Annotated in this window: 12 protein-coding genes and 1 other annotated feature; of the genes, 2 read left to right on the top strand and 10 right to left on the bottom strand. The window is 36.4% G+C overall.

Annotated features, from left to right (window positions below; all coding sequences use genetic code 11):
• Positions 1-81: 81 nt before the first annotated feature.
• The 7 genes from COD11_RS06105 to zapA form a co-directional block, all read right to left on the bottom strand.
• Positions 82-675, bottom strand: coding sequence for a fatty acid metabolism transcriptional regulator FadR (locus tag COD11_RS06105; RefSeq protein WP_098795875.1), 594 nt, complete (start codon positions 673-675; stop codon positions 82-84).
• A 175-nt stretch (positions 676-850) separates the two neighbouring features.
• Positions 851-2,539, bottom strand: a complete 1,689-nt coding sequence (locus COD11_RS06100; RefSeq protein WP_098795874.1) for an AMP-binding protein — start codon at positions 2,537-2,539, stop codon at positions 851-853.
• A gap of 304 nt (positions 2,540-2,843) precedes the next feature.
• Entirely contained in the window at positions 2,844-3,248 is a 405-nt protein-coding gene (locus tag COD11_RS06095; RefSeq protein WP_098795873.1) for a DUF350 domain-containing protein, read from the bottom strand.
• A gap of 15 nt (positions 3,249-3,263) precedes the next feature.
• Positions 3,264-5,624 (bottom strand): endonuclease MutS2, encoded by a 2,361-nt coding sequence (locus COD11_RS06090; protein ID WP_098795872.1) that lies wholly within the window; start codon positions 5,622-5,624, stop codon positions 3,264-3,266.
• A gap of 79 nt (positions 5,625-5,703) precedes the next feature.
• Complete coding sequence (gene polX, locus COD11_RS06085) at positions 5,704-7,428, bottom strand: DNA polymerase/3'-5' exonuclease PolX (RefSeq protein WP_098795871.1); 1,725 nt, start codon at positions 7,426-7,428, stop codon at positions 5,704-5,706.
• A gap of 175 nt (positions 7,429-7,603) precedes the next feature.
• A complete protein-coding gene (locus tag COD11_RS06080; RefSeq protein WP_098795870.1) occupies positions 7,604-8,143 on the bottom strand; it encodes a CvpA family protein in 540 nt (179 codons plus the stop codon).
• Between the two features lie 9 nt (positions 8,144-8,152).
• On the bottom strand, positions 8,153-8,425 hold the full coding sequence (zapA, locus tag COD11_RS06075) for a cell division protein ZapA (RefSeq protein WP_379051133.1): 273 nt from the start codon (positions 8,423-8,425) through the stop codon (positions 8,153-8,155).
• A 107-nt stretch (positions 8,426-8,532) separates the two neighbouring features.
• Here zapA and rnhC point away from each other — a divergent pair, with 107 nt between their 5' ends.
• Positions 8,533-9,465: a ribonuclease HIII gene (gene rnhC, locus COD11_RS06070; RefSeq protein ID WP_098795868.1), complete on the top strand. Its 933-nt coding sequence runs from the start codon at positions 8,533-8,535 to the stop codon at positions 9,463-9,465.
• Positions 9,466-9,809: 344 nt separating this feature from the next.
• On the opposite strand, the gene pheT is transcribed toward rnhC, so the two are convergent.
• From pheT to COD11_RS06055, 3 genes are all read right to left on the bottom strand, one after another.
• A complete protein-coding gene (pheT, locus tag COD11_RS06065) occupies positions 9,810-12,224 on the bottom strand; it encodes a phenylalanine--tRNA ligase subunit beta (protein ID WP_098795867.1) in 2,415 nt (804 codons plus the stop codon).
• Positions 12,225-12,240: 16 nt separating this feature from the next.
• Positions 12,241-13,275, bottom strand: coding sequence for a phenylalanine--tRNA ligase subunit alpha (gene pheS, locus COD11_RS06060; RefSeq protein WP_098795866.1), 1,035 nt, complete (start codon positions 13,273-13,275; stop codon positions 12,241-12,243).
• A gap of 67 nt (positions 13,276-13,342) precedes the next feature.
• Positions 13,343-13,637, bottom strand: a binding site (T-box leader).
• Between the two features lie 55 nt (positions 13,638-13,692).
• Positions 13,693-14,445: a TrmH family RNA methyltransferase gene (locus COD11_RS06055; protein ID WP_098795865.1), complete on the bottom strand. Its 753-nt coding sequence runs from the start codon at positions 14,443-14,445 to the stop codon at positions 13,693-13,695.
• A gap of 173 nt (positions 14,446-14,618) precedes the next feature.
• Here COD11_RS06055 and sspI point away from each other — a divergent pair, with 173 nt between their 5' ends.
• Positions 14,619-14,837: a small acid-soluble spore protein SspI gene (gene sspI, locus COD11_RS06050; RefSeq protein ID WP_098795864.1), complete on the top strand. Its 219-nt coding sequence runs from the start codon at positions 14,619-14,621 to the stop codon at positions 14,835-14,837.
• Positions 14,838-14,863: the final 26 nt, after the last annotated feature.

The raw sequence follows: 14,863 nt of genomic DNA, 5'->3' as shown, positions 1-14,863 counted from the left end.
CTACTTAAATGTATTTTCTTTATAGTAGGAAAATGCCTTATTTATCATGTCCCCTCCCTTATTTAGAGAAGGGAACAAATTTCACGAAGATTTAGGTGTCACAAAACCGTAAACAAATAAATCGTGAACTTTCTTTGTTTGATTAACTAAACTGTATTTTTGTTCATTCATGACCCATGTTGTTACTGTTTCATCAATGGTTCCAAAAATCATTTGTCTTGCTAATCTTACATCTAAGTCTTGTCTAAATTCTCCACTTTCCTTTCCTTCTTGAATAATTTTGTCAACAACATTGAGGTAACCCTTTAATACCTCGTTTATTCGCAGTCGTAAGTCCTTGTTAGACTGTCTTAACTCAAGTTGTGTCACAATGGCAAGTTGATGATCTTCTGAAAGTAGTGTAAAGTGTTTTTCTATCAGAGAATACAACTTGTCTGCTGCATTTGTTTTATCTTTTATTTCTTCTTCAATTTTTTCTATAAAAACGCCCATCTTCTCTTGAAAAAGAGAAACAAGGATGTCTTCTTTATTTTTAAAATATAAGTATATAGTTCCATCAGCAACTCCAGCTTGCTTAGCAATCTTGGATACTTGTGCTTGATGATAACCATTTTCTGCAATTACAATAACAGCTGCATCAATGATCTGAATAAACTTTGGTTTCTTCTGTCTCAATGTAATGTTCGACTCCTTTTTCTTAATGAATGAATCATCATTCATAATTCAATCTTAAGTTTTCCTTAGCTTTATGTCAAGCCCTCAATTAGCAACTTTTTATTTTCATTTACCAATATGTAATCGAGAGGGTCTTAAGTATAAAACCCTAAAACCCTCTCTCTTTATTTCACTATTAGTTTGCGTTTTTCATTTTTTCTTTTTCCTCTTCAACTAATGCACGTCTTAATATTTTTCCGACAGCTGTTTTAGGAAGATCGTCTCTAAATTCATAAATATGTGGTACCTTATATGCCGCTAAATGTTTACGCGCATATTCATTAAATTCCTCGGCTGTTGCATGTTGATGATCCTTTAAAACTATATAAGCTTTTACTGTCTCTCCACGATAGGGATCAGGAATTCCCGCAACCACTACCTCTTTGACTTTTTCATGCTCGTATAGAATTTCTTCAATCTCACGTGGGTAAATATTAAACCCACCAGCAATAATCATATCCTTCTTACGATCTACAATATAAAAGTAACCTTCTTCATCCATGTAGCCAATATCACCTGTTAGCAGCCAACCATCTTTAATCGTCGCTTCTGTTTCTTCCTTTTTATTCCAATATCCTTGCATAACTTGAGGACCTCTAATCGCAATCTCTCCAAGTTCATTCGGCTCAGCGATCCCCCCATTTTCATAAGAAAGAACAACTGCGTCTGTGTTTGGCCATGGAACACCAATACTGCCTTTCTTTCTTTTCCCCCAAATAAAATTTGAATGAGTAACGGGAGATGCTTCCGATAAGCCATAGCCTTCTACTAATTTCCCACCTGTTATTTGTTCAAATTTTTCTTGTATTTCCACAGGAAGCGGAGCGGATCCACTTATGCAGCATTCGATTGAGGAAAGATTATACTTATGAATATCAGGATGATTCAAAAGTGCAATATAGATTGTTGGAGCACCTGGAAATAAAGTTGGCTTTAATTTTTCAATTGTTTTTAATGTATCTGTGGCATCAAACTTTGGTAAAAGAATCATTTTAAAGCTTTGCATCACAGATAAGTTCATAACAGTTGTCATCCCATAAACATGAAAGAAAGGAATAATTCCTAATACAGATTCTTCCCCTCTTTTGCATTTGTACATCCATGCTGCACACATCTTTGTGTTTGAAACAACATTTTCATGTGAAAGCATAACACCCTTAGGAAAACCTGTCGTACCTCCAGTATATTGCAGGAGGGCCACGTCTTCTGAAGGAATATATGCTGGTACTTCAACAGAAGGCTTTGATAATTCCATAATTTTTTTAAACAAATGCGTGCTGCCCTCATGTTCTACTTTTACAACGATTTGATTTTGCTTCTTTTGGACAAAAGGATACAATAAATTTTTCGGAAATGGCAAATAATCTTTAATGCCTGTGACGATAATATGCCGCAATTTTGTTAACGCTTTCATTTTAGAAACTCTTGGATATAATAAATCAAGCGTTACGATAAAAGTGGACTCGCTGTCTTTTAGTTGGTATTCTAATTCTCTTTCCATATATAAAGGATTCGTCTGGACAACTATACCGCCAGCTAGTAATACAGCATAATAAGAGATCACTGCTTGTGGACAATTTGGAAGCATTATTGACACACGATCTCCCTTTTCTAACCCCAAGGATTGGAAATAATTCGCCAGCTTTAAAGATTGATCATATAGGTCTGAATAGGTTAACTCCTTTCCTAAAAAATGAATAGCGATTTTATTAGGAAATTCTAGTGCAGATTGCTCTAAATAATAATGCAGTGGTTTTTGATCAGTATTAATTTGATGAGGAATTTCGGTAGGATATAATGATAACCAAGGTTTTTGACTTTCCATTTTACTCTCCTCCTCCTGAGGGATATATAAGCAATGAGGAAATCTAATCTTTTTGAAAATATTCACTTGCGCTTCCACTTAAAAAAAGTATAGCAGATTTTTTTATTTTCAGAAATATAAAATATTTATAAAAGGCATACTCACTATATGATGACTAAATTAAACAAATAAAAAAGCCTGACATATAGCCAGACTTTTTATAAATATCATTTAAAAGAAAACTAAATAAATAACCCCAATTAAAATAAATAGACCGCATAAACCGAACATTACCTTTGCCAACGTCTCCAATAGTATACACTCCTTATATTGCCGCCCCTATAACAAATGATAAACCTACAGATATGACTAACGAAATAAATCCTACTGCACGATTATCCTTTTGTATCTCTTCATCTATTTTAAATTTTGGCGTCATAAATTCATAAATAAAATAACCTAAAAGTAACAATATGAAGCCAAATAAACCCGAACCCATCATTTCCAATAAGCTATCATGTTGATTAATAGAAAATCGAAAGATATTGGCAATCCCAAAAATTTTCCCACCAGTAGCCATTGCAACGGCAAAATTACCATTTTGAATTTCTTCCCAGTTTTTATATTTCGTAACGAGTTCAAATATGGTCAAAAATACAATGATACATAAAACAACAACACTATAGTAGGCAGCAATTTGAACAAGCTCATTTTCCCAAAATGTATTCATATTATCTTCTCCCCACTATTTGAGTTCTACAATAGTAACTCCTGTACCGCCTTCTCCGGCTTCTCCAAATCGTGTATTTTTCACGCTGCGGTGATTCTTTAATAGCTCCTTAACACCTGTTCTCAGCGCGCCTGTTCCTTTTCCGTGGATAATGGAAACTCTTGGATACCCCGCTAAAACCGCGTCATCCAGGTACTTTTCTACTCTCAATAAGGCATTTTCATACCGTTCTCCACGTAAATCCAATTCAAGCGAGACGTGATAATCTTTCCCTTTTACAGCAGCTAGTGGCTTTGCTTGTACTTCCTGCTTAGGACGTTTGATGTATTGAAGATCTGCTTCTTTAACCTTCATTTTCATAATTCCCATTTGCACTTGCCATTCATTATCACTCACTTTTTCAACAAGATGGCCCTTTTGGTCAAAGCTAATCACTTTTACTTCATCACCAGGCAAGAACTCTTGTTTAACAGGCTGCTTTTTCTCTACCTTTTTGCTTTTCACAAAATGGGGCTGAGCTTCTTCCAGTCGTTTTTTTGCATCAATCAATTCATGCTCCTTAACTTGAGCATGCTGTTCTTTGCGCATCTTTCTTAAATCTCTAATAATTTGTTCAGCTTCTTTGTTTGCCTCTTCTAGTTTTTCTGCGGCACTACGTTCTGCTTTTTCATATAAGGCGTCACGTTGCTCATTAAATTCAATGATTTGTTTTTGAAGCTCTTTATGAAGCTTTTCAGCTTCTTGACGAAATCTCTCGGCTTCAACACGTTCATGTTCAGCAGTTTTTTTGCTTGTTTCTAATGAAGCAATCATTGTATCAACTTCATTACTTTCGTCACTCATTTGTGCTCTTGCCATATTAATGATTTGTTCTTGTAAACCTAATCGCTTAGAAATTTCAAAAGCGTTACTACGACCGGGTACACCAATTAAAAGCTTATACGTCGGACTTAAGGTTGTGATATCAAACTCAACACTCGCATTAATCACGCCTGGACGATTGTAGCCATATGCTTTCAATTCCGGATAATGAGTTGTTGCAACAACTCTTGCTCCTCTGTTATACACTTCATCAAGTATAGAAATCGCTAACGCTGCCCCTTCTTGCGGATCCGTTCCAGCTCCAAGCTCATCAAACAACACAAGACTTTGGTCATCTGCTTTTTGAAGAATATCAACAATATTCACCATATGCGAGGAGAACGTACTTAAACTTTGCTCAATTGATTGCTCATCACCAATATCAGCATATACTGCTTTAAATACAGTCACTTCTGAACCATCTAGTGCTGGAATTTGTAACCCAGCCTGTGCCATAAGTGTACATAATCCAAGTGTTTTCAAAGCAACAGTTTTACCACCTGTATTTGGTCCTGTAATCACGATTGTTGTGAAATCAGTTCCTAATTCAATATCATTAGCAACAACTTCGTCTAAAGGTAAAAGTGGATGTCGAGCCTTTAACATTCGAATAACACCATCTTGATTCACTTCTGGCTTTGTTCCTTTGATTTGCTTTGCATATTTAGCCTTTGTAAACATAAAATCCATGTCTGCTAAGCAATTGACATTTTGTAAAATGTCATCACCCTGCTCAGCAACTTCCTGTGATAAAAGCGTTAAAATTCGATCGATTTCTACTTTTTCTTTTACCTTAGCCTGCTGCAGAACATTATTCAATTCTACGATAGCTTGAGGCTCGATAAATAACGTCGCACCAGAGCTGGATTGATCATGAACAATCCCACCATACGAAGCTCGATATTCCTGCTTAACTGGTAAAACAAAACGGTCATTTCTTATCGTAATAATGGCATCTGATAACATTTTAGAAGCAGAAGACGAGCGGATCATTGATTCTAATTTATCTCTAACTCTTGCTTCATTTGTTCTTAATTGTTGACGGATTCCTTTTAAAGTGACACTAGCACTATCAAGTACATAACCATTATCATCAATACATTGATTAATATTTCTCTCTAAGTCATGAAGAATAATAATCTGCTCTGCAAGTTGTGGCAAATGTGTTAATTCGATTTCTTCCTCTACCATTTTTTCAACAAAACGCTTCATCTGACGTCCTGCATATAAAGTTCCTGCAACCTCTATTAATTCCACCGAGCTTAACATACCGCCAATTTTCGCTCTTTTCACTGTTGACCTTACATCAACAAGTCCACCTAATGGTATGTTTCCCTTCAGCCTGAGCACCTTTGCAGCCTCATCTGTTTGCTCTTGGAGGGTGACAACATCCAGGTAATCACTTGAAGGAATAAGTGCCTTTGCCTTCTCTTTTCCAAGAGAAGAGGAAGCATGTTTTATTAGTTGTTCTTTTACTTTTTCAAACTCTAACACATGTAAAACTTTTTGCTGCAATGTGGTTTACCTCCTAATTAGAACAAACATGCCACTATTTTAGTAGGCATGACTTTTTACAAAAACAATGTATAAAGTGTTACTCACTATAATGTCTATTTAAAAATGATTTGAGTCTGTCAAGATCCCAAGTGTTAATAACATTTTCACTCTCAATCCAGCCTTTTTTAGCTGTTGATATACCTATTGTCATATCTTCTAGCATTTCCATATTATGCGCATCAGTATTAATCACAATTTTCACTCCAGCTTCTTGAGCTTTCCTTACATACTCTGAGTTTAAGTCCAAACGATGAGGATTTGCGTTTAATTCAAGCGCGGTATCAGTTTCTTTTGCAAGCTGTATTAGTAGATCAATATCCACATCATATCCCTTACGTTTACCAATAATTCTTCCGGTTGGATGTGCAATAATATCAACGTGATGATTTTCAAGAGCTGTTTTTAATCTTTTCATAATAACATCCTGTGATTGTGAAAAACTAGAGTGGATAGAAGCGATAACAATGTCCATTTCCTTTAATAGCTCATCATCATAATCTAATGTAGCATCAGGAAGTATATCCATTTCTACTCCAGCAAGGATTGTTATATCGTCATATTCTTCATTCAGAGCATCAATTTCCTTTCTTTGTGCTCTTAATCTTTCAGGTGTTAAACCATTTGCTACTTTTAAATATTGAGAATGATCAGTAATAGCAATATATTTGTAGCCCTTCTTACGACAAGCCTCTACCATTTCCCTAATCGTAAATGCACCATCACTCCAAGTTGAGTGCATATGAAGATCTCCCTTTATATCTTCTAATGAGATAAGCTGAGTTCGATGACCAAACGAATCTACCTCTGTTCCATCTTCTCGAATTTCAGGTGAAAAATGTGGGAGGTTAAAATACTGATAAAACTCTTCCTCAGTTTGAAACGTTTTGATTTCATTTGTTTCTATATTTTCTACACCATATTCACTTATTTTTTCGCCACGCTCTTTTGCAAGCTGCCTCATTCTTACATTATGATCCTTTGAGCCCGTAAAATGATGAAGGGTTGTAGCAAATTCTGCAGGCTTAACTAAACGAAAATCAACACTCACTTCATATTCATATTGCAATTGAACTGAAACTTTCGTATCTCCACTCGCGATAGTGTCTGACAATCTCGGTAAAGCTAAGAGCTGATCTCTTACCTTACTAGGTTCATTTGTAGAAATAATAAAGTCCAAATCTTTAATTGTTTCTCTCATACGACGCAGACTTCCTGCTCGTGAGTAACTTTCAATTCCTTCACACTCTTCAAGATACGCTTCAATTTCATCAGCTATTGGCAACATGAAAGACAATGGTAACCGTTCAGGACGATTGCCCATTTCCTCAATAGCCGCTACTATTTTTTCTTCTGACTTTTTCCCAAAGCCAGCTAATCCTTGGATTTTATTTTCTTCACAAGCCCGTTTTAAAGACTCAACACTATCTATATTAAGTTCTTTATATAGCTTGGCAATTTTTTTGCCACCTAATCCCGGAAGCTTTAATAATGGTAGCAACCCTTCTGGTACCTCTTTTTGCAATTGCTCCAAAACCTCTGATCTTTTTGTCTCAACGAATTCTTTAATCACGGCTGAAGTGCCTTTTCCAATTCCTGCTATCTTTGTAAAGTCATCAATAAGAGCCAAGCTTCGATCGTCCGATTCTAAAGCATTTGCTGCTTTTCTAAATGCTGATATTTTAAAAGGATTTTCTCCTTTTAATTCCATTAATACTGCTATATTTTCTAATAGTCGAATAACATCTTTTTTATGAATATCCATTTTTTTCACCTCTATATCTAACACTTCTCTAAAAATGATACAAATAATTAAAGAAAAAGTACAATTTTTACCCATTTCATAACATATCAAAAGAGACTGACTCAAACCAAGGGCAAGATCCTCTGGTCTCATAATTGCTGAGTGATGGAGGGATTACCCTTTTGAGTCAGTCTCTTTAGGACATATATTGAATCCAAAGCTCATTAACTTTATCTGAGAAGTAAGGAGTATGATTCACGATTAAGTTGGCTAATACTGATTGATCTAAAGCCGTTTGTATCTGTTCCATAGGAATTAAGGCAGCAATAAAAAGTAAGATAAATAAAACAAGGTATGATTCCAAAAAACCTAGTATAGAACCAGCCCACCTATTTAATTGCTTTAATATCGGCAACAGAGCAACAAAATCAAGCATTGTCCCGATAATTTGCATCACAATTTTCGTTCCTATAAATAAAATAACAAATGCTACAGCGCGATAATAGGCACCTTCAAGATCCTCTCCATTTAACAATGAGAGAATAGCTGGCCCATCACTTGTAGCGGGATATGGTACCCACAGTTTCAATTTGGGTGCAAGATCATCAAAATACTGGTATGCTACTATGTATGCGATAATAAATCCTGTCAAATGAACAAATTGAAGGATAAAACCGCGTTTTAAGCCGACTAGTATCCCGAATAGTAGAATAATAAATAATACGAAATCTAGCATTTCTTAGCTTCAATCCTTTTCTATTAGTTGTTTCTCCAGTTTTTCATAATCTTCTTTTAATTTTAAATAATCATGAACAACATTGACTGCTGTTAAAACAGCTAATTTATTAATATCAAGAGAAGGGTTTTTACTATTAATCTCTCGCATTTTATCATCAACCATTGCAGCAACAGCTCGAATATGGCTTGTGCTTTCAGTCCCAATAATTGAAAATTGTTGACCATATATATCTACTGTTGTTTTAGACTTAGGGCGATTTGACAACGATAAATCCTCCATTTCCTGCAAATCCTAATTCTTATCATAACACGAAGCTTTATCATATGGGAAGAATATCGCTAGCCATTACTTTTCTAAAAGAGTATATAAACGAAAGGATGTTTCATATGGCCAACTCAGTCATTAAAGTAAATTCGACAACGATCACTCAAATGGAAAAACATTATGAAAACAATAGAACAGAGAAAACTCCCCAAGGTGCTGTTTTTTCAGCAAAAACCAATGGATGTACAATAACTGCGTACAAATCGGGTAAGGTTCTTTTTCAAGGAGCTTCAGCAGAAGTGGAAGCAGCCAAATGGGGGACGGTTACACCTTCAGCTAAAAAAGGTCCGTCAGCAAGCAAAACGCCAACTGGTTTTCAGCCACCTTCCAATATTTCGAGTCTCTCTATTATCGGTTCAGATGAAGTTGGAACTGGAGACTTTTTTGGACCAATGACGGTAGTAGCAGCATACGTTAGAAAAGAGCAAATGCAGTTATTACAGGAGCTCGGTGTTAAAGATTCTAAAAACTTAAAAGATCCTCAAATCTGTGAGATTGCAAGGGACCTCATAAAAACGATACCTTATAGCTTGCTAATCCTTCATAACGAAAAATATAACGAGCTTCAACAGCAAGGAATGTCACAGGGCAAAATGAAGGCTTTATTACATAATCAAGCAATAAACAAGCTACTAAGTAAGATTGATCCTGAAAAACCAGACGGACTTTTAATTGATCAGTTTGCAGAGCCAGCTGTGTATTTTAAGTATCTTCAAGGGAAAAAAGTGTATATAGAAAATATCTATTTTTCAACAAAGGCGGAAGGTGTTCACCTAGCGGTTGCAGCTGCATCTATTATTGCGAGATACTCCTTTATTAAAGAATTCGAAAAGCTATCTGAAAAAGCGGGTGTTATCATCCCAAAAGGTGCAGGTGCACAGGTTGACGTTGCCGCTGCAAAAATCATTCAAAAGAAAGGTCCAGAATTTTTAGCTACTATTACAAAAAAACATTTTGCAAATACCGAGAAAGCAGCAAAGCTAGCTAGAAGGTGATGAACAATAAGGTTCTCAGAAACGAATAAGCGGGTTTATTTGTGATTTCGGGTAATTTATCGGCGATTCCTGAAGATTTGTCTTCGATTCCGGACCGTTTATCCTCGATTCTCAGAATTTATCTTCGATTACGGGCCGTTTATCTTCGATTCTGAGAATTTATCTTCGATTACGGACCGTTTATCCTCGATTCTCAGAATTTATCTTCGATTACGGGCCGTTTATCTTCGATTCTCAGAATTTATCTTCTTTTAGACAATTTTCAACAAAAACCTACCCAATCACTAAGCCTATTCAAGTGAAGCACAAAAAACGAATCACCAAATCGGTGATTCGTTTTTATTTTACCCTCTTAATGTTGCTCCAGTTTTCTCTTCTACAGCTTTTAATACTTTTTCGTGCGCCTTTGATACGTCTTCATCTGTTAACGTACGTTCAGGATCGAAGTAACGTAATGAGAATGCCACTGATTTTTTCCCTTCTTCAAGACGATCGCCTTCATAAAGGTCAAAAACAGCCACATCTCTCAGCATTTTTCCTCCAGCTTCTTTAATTACCTTTTCAATATCACCAACAATAACATCTTTGTTTACAACAAGTGCAATGTCTCTAGTGATAGAAGGATAGCGAGGAATGACTTCAAAACGAGTTTCTTCTACATCTGCTGTTAAAAGATCAACTAATGAAAGTTCAAACACATATGTTTCTGTAAGATCTAGTTCCTTTTGAACAGTTGGATGCACTTGACCGACGAAACCAACAAGCTTTTCTCCAAGGAATATTTCGGCAGTACGTCCTGGATGCATGCCTTCTCGTTTAGATTGTTTATATTCAATCACATCTGATAAGCCTAATAAATCAACAAGACCATCAATTATTCCTTTTACAACATAAAAATCAACAGGCTTTTTCTCACCCTGCCATGAGTGTGAGTGCCATAGGCCAGTAACAGCTCCTGATAAACGTTCTTTTTCAAGCGGCTGAACATCTTTTCCTTGTGAAAGGAATACTGATCCAATTTCATATAGTGCCACTTGATCAATTTGTCGAGCCAAATTGTATCGTAACGCATCTAAAAGATGTGGAAGAAGACTTAGACGTAATACGCTTCTTTCCTCACTCATTGGTAGAGCAAGCTTAGTTAGTTCAGATGCTTCAAGAGCATATTTAGGTGCCTTTTCTTCACTAGTTAGTGAATAAGTAATGGCTTGATATAATCCTGTACCCTCTAGATAACGGCGAACTTTGCGACGTTTTTCCTGGTAATCAGTTAATTTACCTGGAATCGCTTGACCAACAGTTAATGTTGTTGGGATATTATCATAACCATAAAGTCTTGCTACTTCTTCTACTAGATCTTCTTCAATTGTTAGATCACCACGACGAGTAGGTACAGTTACAATGATTGTAGAGTTATCTAGTTCCACCCCAAATTGAAGTCGTTCAAAAATACTCTTCATTTCTTCCGCTGAAATGTTCATACCAAGCACTCTGTTTACTTTTTCAACTGTTGTTTTTACAACAGCAGGTTCAAAAGTTGTAGATCTAACCTCTACTGCTCCTTCTAGCACTTCTCCACCAGCATATAAAGAAATTAATTGTGCCGCACGCTCCGCAGCTGCAGGAACACGATTAGGGTCAACTCCTTTTTCATATCGTGCACTTGCTTCACTTCTTAATCCATGATCTTTTGAAGCTGTGCGAATACGTTGGCCATTAAACAAAGCAGACTCTAAAAGAATTGTTTTTGTATCAGATTGTACTTCTGAATTCGCTCCACCCATTACTCCAGCTAATGCAACAGGCTCTGTACCATTTGTGATCACTAAATGTTCTGAAGTTAGTGTTCGTTCTTGATCATCAAGTGTAACAATTTTCTCTCCGTCTTTTGCACGACGAACCAAGATTTCCTTAGATCCTAAACGGTCATAGTCAAAAGCATGAAGAGGCTGGCCGTATTCTAATAGTACGAAGTTTGTAATATCAACTACATTATTATGAGGGCGAATTCCAGCTGCCATTAAACGTGATTGCATCCATAACGGAGAAGGAGCAATCGTGACATTTTTCATTACTTTTGCGATATATAAAGGATTATCGTCAGTTGCTTCTACATTGACTTGAACATAATTTGAAGCTGTCTCTGATGAGCTTTCATAAGAAATTTCCGGATACTTCACTTCACGATTTAATATCGCTGCAACTTCGTGTGCTACCCCTAACATGCTAAGGGCATCAGCACGATTTGGTGTTAATCCTAACTCAAGTACAGCATCATCAAGGTTTAATTGTTCTAAAGCATCTTTTCCAACTTCTGCATCATTAGGGAAAACAAAAATCCCTTCAGAATATTCCTTCGCTACGAGCTTGCTTTCGATCCCTAGCTCTTGTAATGAACAAATCATTCCGTTTGACGCTTCTCCACGAAGCTTGGCTTTTTTGATTTTAAAGTTACCAGGTAAAACAGCACCTACTGTTGCAACTGCAACCTTTTGTCCTTTATCAACATTTTTAGCTCCACAAATGATTTGGACAACTTCACCGTTTCCTAAATCCACTTGACATTTATTTAGTTTATCCGCATCAGGATGTTGTTCTTTTTCTACGACATGACCAACAACAACACCCTTCATGCCTTCATTTAAAACCTCTACACCTTCAACCTCAATACCACTGCGTGTGATTTTTTCTGCTAATTCATCTGGTGTAATGCCCGATAAATCAACATAATCTGCTAACCATTTATATGAAACATACATGTTTTAAGCCTCCTATTTACGCTCGTTTAAATTGTTTTAAGAATCGTACATCATCTGTATAGAAATGACGGATATCATCGATACCGTACTTTAACATGGCGATACGTTCTCCACCGATCCCGAATGCAAAGCCAGTATATTTTTCAGGATCAAAGCCAGCCATCTTTAATACATTCGGATGTACCATTCCAGCTCCTAGCATTTCAATCCATCCTGTTTTCTTACAAACGTTACAGCCTTTTCCTCCACATAAGAAACAAGATACATCTACTTCAACAGATGGCTCTGTAAATGGGAAAAAGCTAGGGCGCAGACGTATTTCACGCTCTTCACCAAACATTTTCTTCGCAAACACTTCAAGTGTACCTTTTAAATCACTCATACTAATGTTTTCATCAATAACAAGTCCTTCAATTTGTGTAAATTGATGAGAGTGTGTAGCATCATCGTTATCACGTCGAAACACTTTACCTGGACAAATAATTTTAACTGGTCCCTTGCCCTCATGCTTTTGCATTGTTCTTGCTTGAACCGGTGAGGTATGTGTACGTAAAAGAAGTTCTTCTGTTATATAGAAAGAATCCTGCATATCACGAGCTGGATGACCTTTTGGCAGGTTTAAAGCTTCGAAGTTATAATAATCAGTTTCAACCTCTGGACCCTCGGCAATTTGATAGCCCATTCCAAGGAAAAGATCTTCAATCTCTTCAATAACAGCAGTGATTGGGTGATGATTTCCGACTCTTACAGGACGACCTGGTAACGTCACATCAATCGTCTCTGTTGCTAGCTTTTGCTCAACAGCGAGCTGTTCTAAATGCTCCTGCTTACTAGAAATAGACGTAGCAATTGCTTCTCTTACTTCATTTGCTAACGCACCCATTACCGGACGTTCTTCAGCTGAAAGCTTACCCATTCCTCGTAACACTTCTGTAATTGGACCTTTTTTCCCTAAATAAGCGACACGAATATCATTTAAAGCTTTTAAATCCTGCGCTTGTTCTACTTTTTCAAGCGCTTCTTGTTGAAGCTGTTTTAATTGCTCCTGCATGTTGTTTCCTCCTTTATTTAAAAAGCGTATTAGTAGCTTTTTTTGCAAAATAAAAAACTCGCCCCATAAAAGGGACGAGTTGAATTCGCGTTACCACCCTTGTTAGTCATACTAAAAAAATACTTAGTACAACTCACTTCATTTCCATAACGGTAAAAACCGGAACACCTTTACGTGCTAGAGATCGGATGTTGGAGGTGAGAGGTCGGATAAACCATTACTTCCAAAACCGATTCCATACGGTCCTAGTGTCAACTCGAGAGGTGAATTCATTTACTTCAATCTAAAAAATGCTTTCAGTCGAGGCATTTTCTCCCTGGGTAGACGAACTGTAAAGTACTAGTCTCTGTCATCGTTTTTTAAGCTTATGTAATTTCTATCTTATTATAATCAAACTCTTTTGTTCCCGCAACCTGCCTAGCCACGTAAATGATAAAGTAATATTCCTGTTGCAATGGCCACGTTCAACGATTCTGCCCCTCCATATATAGGTATATACAGATTTTTAGATGTTTTTTGTAATAATTTATCGTTTACTCCACTACCTTCATTACCAACTATCAGACAGAATTTCTCTGCCGGAGCAACTTCTTTATAACTTTGCCCATTTTGCAACGAAGTACCATAAGTAGGAATTTCCTTTTCCGTGTAAACATCGATCCATTCTTCTAAATTACCTTTTGCAATTGGAAGATGAAAGAGTGAACCTTGACTTGAACGGATAACCTTTGAATTATAATGATCAACAGTTCCTTCACCTAATATTATCCCATCAACTCCTGCCGCGTCAGCAGTACGTATGATTGTACCTAAGTTTCCTGGATCTTGAACACTGTCTATTAATAAAATTTTATTCCATGATTGTGGAGAGTGCTCTCGTTGGAATTCACATATAGCAGCTAGTCCTTGTGGTGCTTCTGTATCACTTATTGCTTTCATAACATCCTTTTTAACAAGTGTTATGTTTAAATTATCGACATTTAAATGAGGTGGAAGCGACATATCTTCCGAAACAATTAATAACCTAATCATTTCTTTGGTTTTTAAAGCCTCTTCAACTAGATGTAGCCCTTCAATCAGAAATGTACCGGTTGCCTCACGTTCTTTTTTTGTATGTAATTTTTTCCATTGCTTTACTCTTGGATTTTTGACTGATTCTATTCGATCCACTTTCATACTCCTTTTATAACAATTCCATTTTCTCTTTCCAATCATACATAATTCTAACCTAATTAACAAATTCTAAAATTAAATGCGGAGAAGCCTTGATACTTTACATAAGTTTTACTCATCAAGGAACGAAGCTAGAAATAATTAAAGCTAAAAAGAAGGAGTGTGCTACATTGAATTTAAATCTACGCCATGCAGTTATCTCAAATGTTTCAGGAAATTCGCAAGATCAATTACAAGACACGATTGTTGATGCTATACAAAGCGGTGAAGAAAAAATGCTACCAGGCTTAGGTGTTCTTTTCGAAGTGATTTGGCAAAATGCTAATAATGAAGATAAAAAAGAAATGTTAACAATGTTAGAGCAAGGTCTAAACAAGAACGTTCAATAAAAAAATGGGGCTGACCCAAAAGTCTA

The organism is Bacillus sp. AFS040349 (genome assembly GCF_002577655.1).
Lineage (GTDB): Bacteria > Bacillota > Bacilli > Bacillales > Bacillaceae > Metabacillus.
Note: the sequence above shows the minus strand (reverse complement) of the source record. Positions and strands in the feature narration are given on the sequence as shown.

What these genes read in the sequence shown, in the direction of transcription:
- COD11_RS06100 (WP_098795874.1), bottom strand. Translation starts at nt 2,539, where the DNA reads ATGGAAAGTCAAAAACCTTGGTTATCATTATATCCTACCGAAATTCCT.
- COD11_RS06095 (WP_098795873.1), bottom strand. Translation starts at nt 3,248, where the DNA reads ATGAATACATTTTGGGAAAATGAGCTTGTTCAAATTGCTGCCTACTAT.
- polX (WP_098795871.1), bottom strand. Translation starts at nt 7,428, where the DNA reads ATGGATATTCATAAAAAAGATGTTATTCGACTATTAGAAAATATAGCA.
- COD11_RS06080 (WP_098795870.1), bottom strand. Translation starts at nt 8,143, where the DNA reads ATGCTAGATTTCGTATTATTTATTATTCTACTATTCGGGATACTAGTC.
- zapA (WP_379051133.1), bottom strand. Translation starts at nt 8,425, where the DNA reads ATGGAGGATTTATCGTTGTCAAATCGCCCTAAGTCTAAAACAACAGTA.
- rnhC (WP_098795868.1), top strand. Translation starts at nt 8,533, where the DNA reads ATGGCCAACTCAGTCATTAAAGTAAATTCGACAACGATCACTCAAATG.
- pheT (WP_098795867.1), bottom strand. Translation starts at nt 12,224, where the DNA reads ATGTATGTTTCATATAAATGGTTAGCAGATTATGTTGATTTATCGGGC.
- pheS (WP_098795866.1), bottom strand. Translation starts at nt 13,275, where the DNA reads ATGCAGGAGCAATTAAAACAGCTTCAACAAGAAGCGCTTGAAAAAGTA.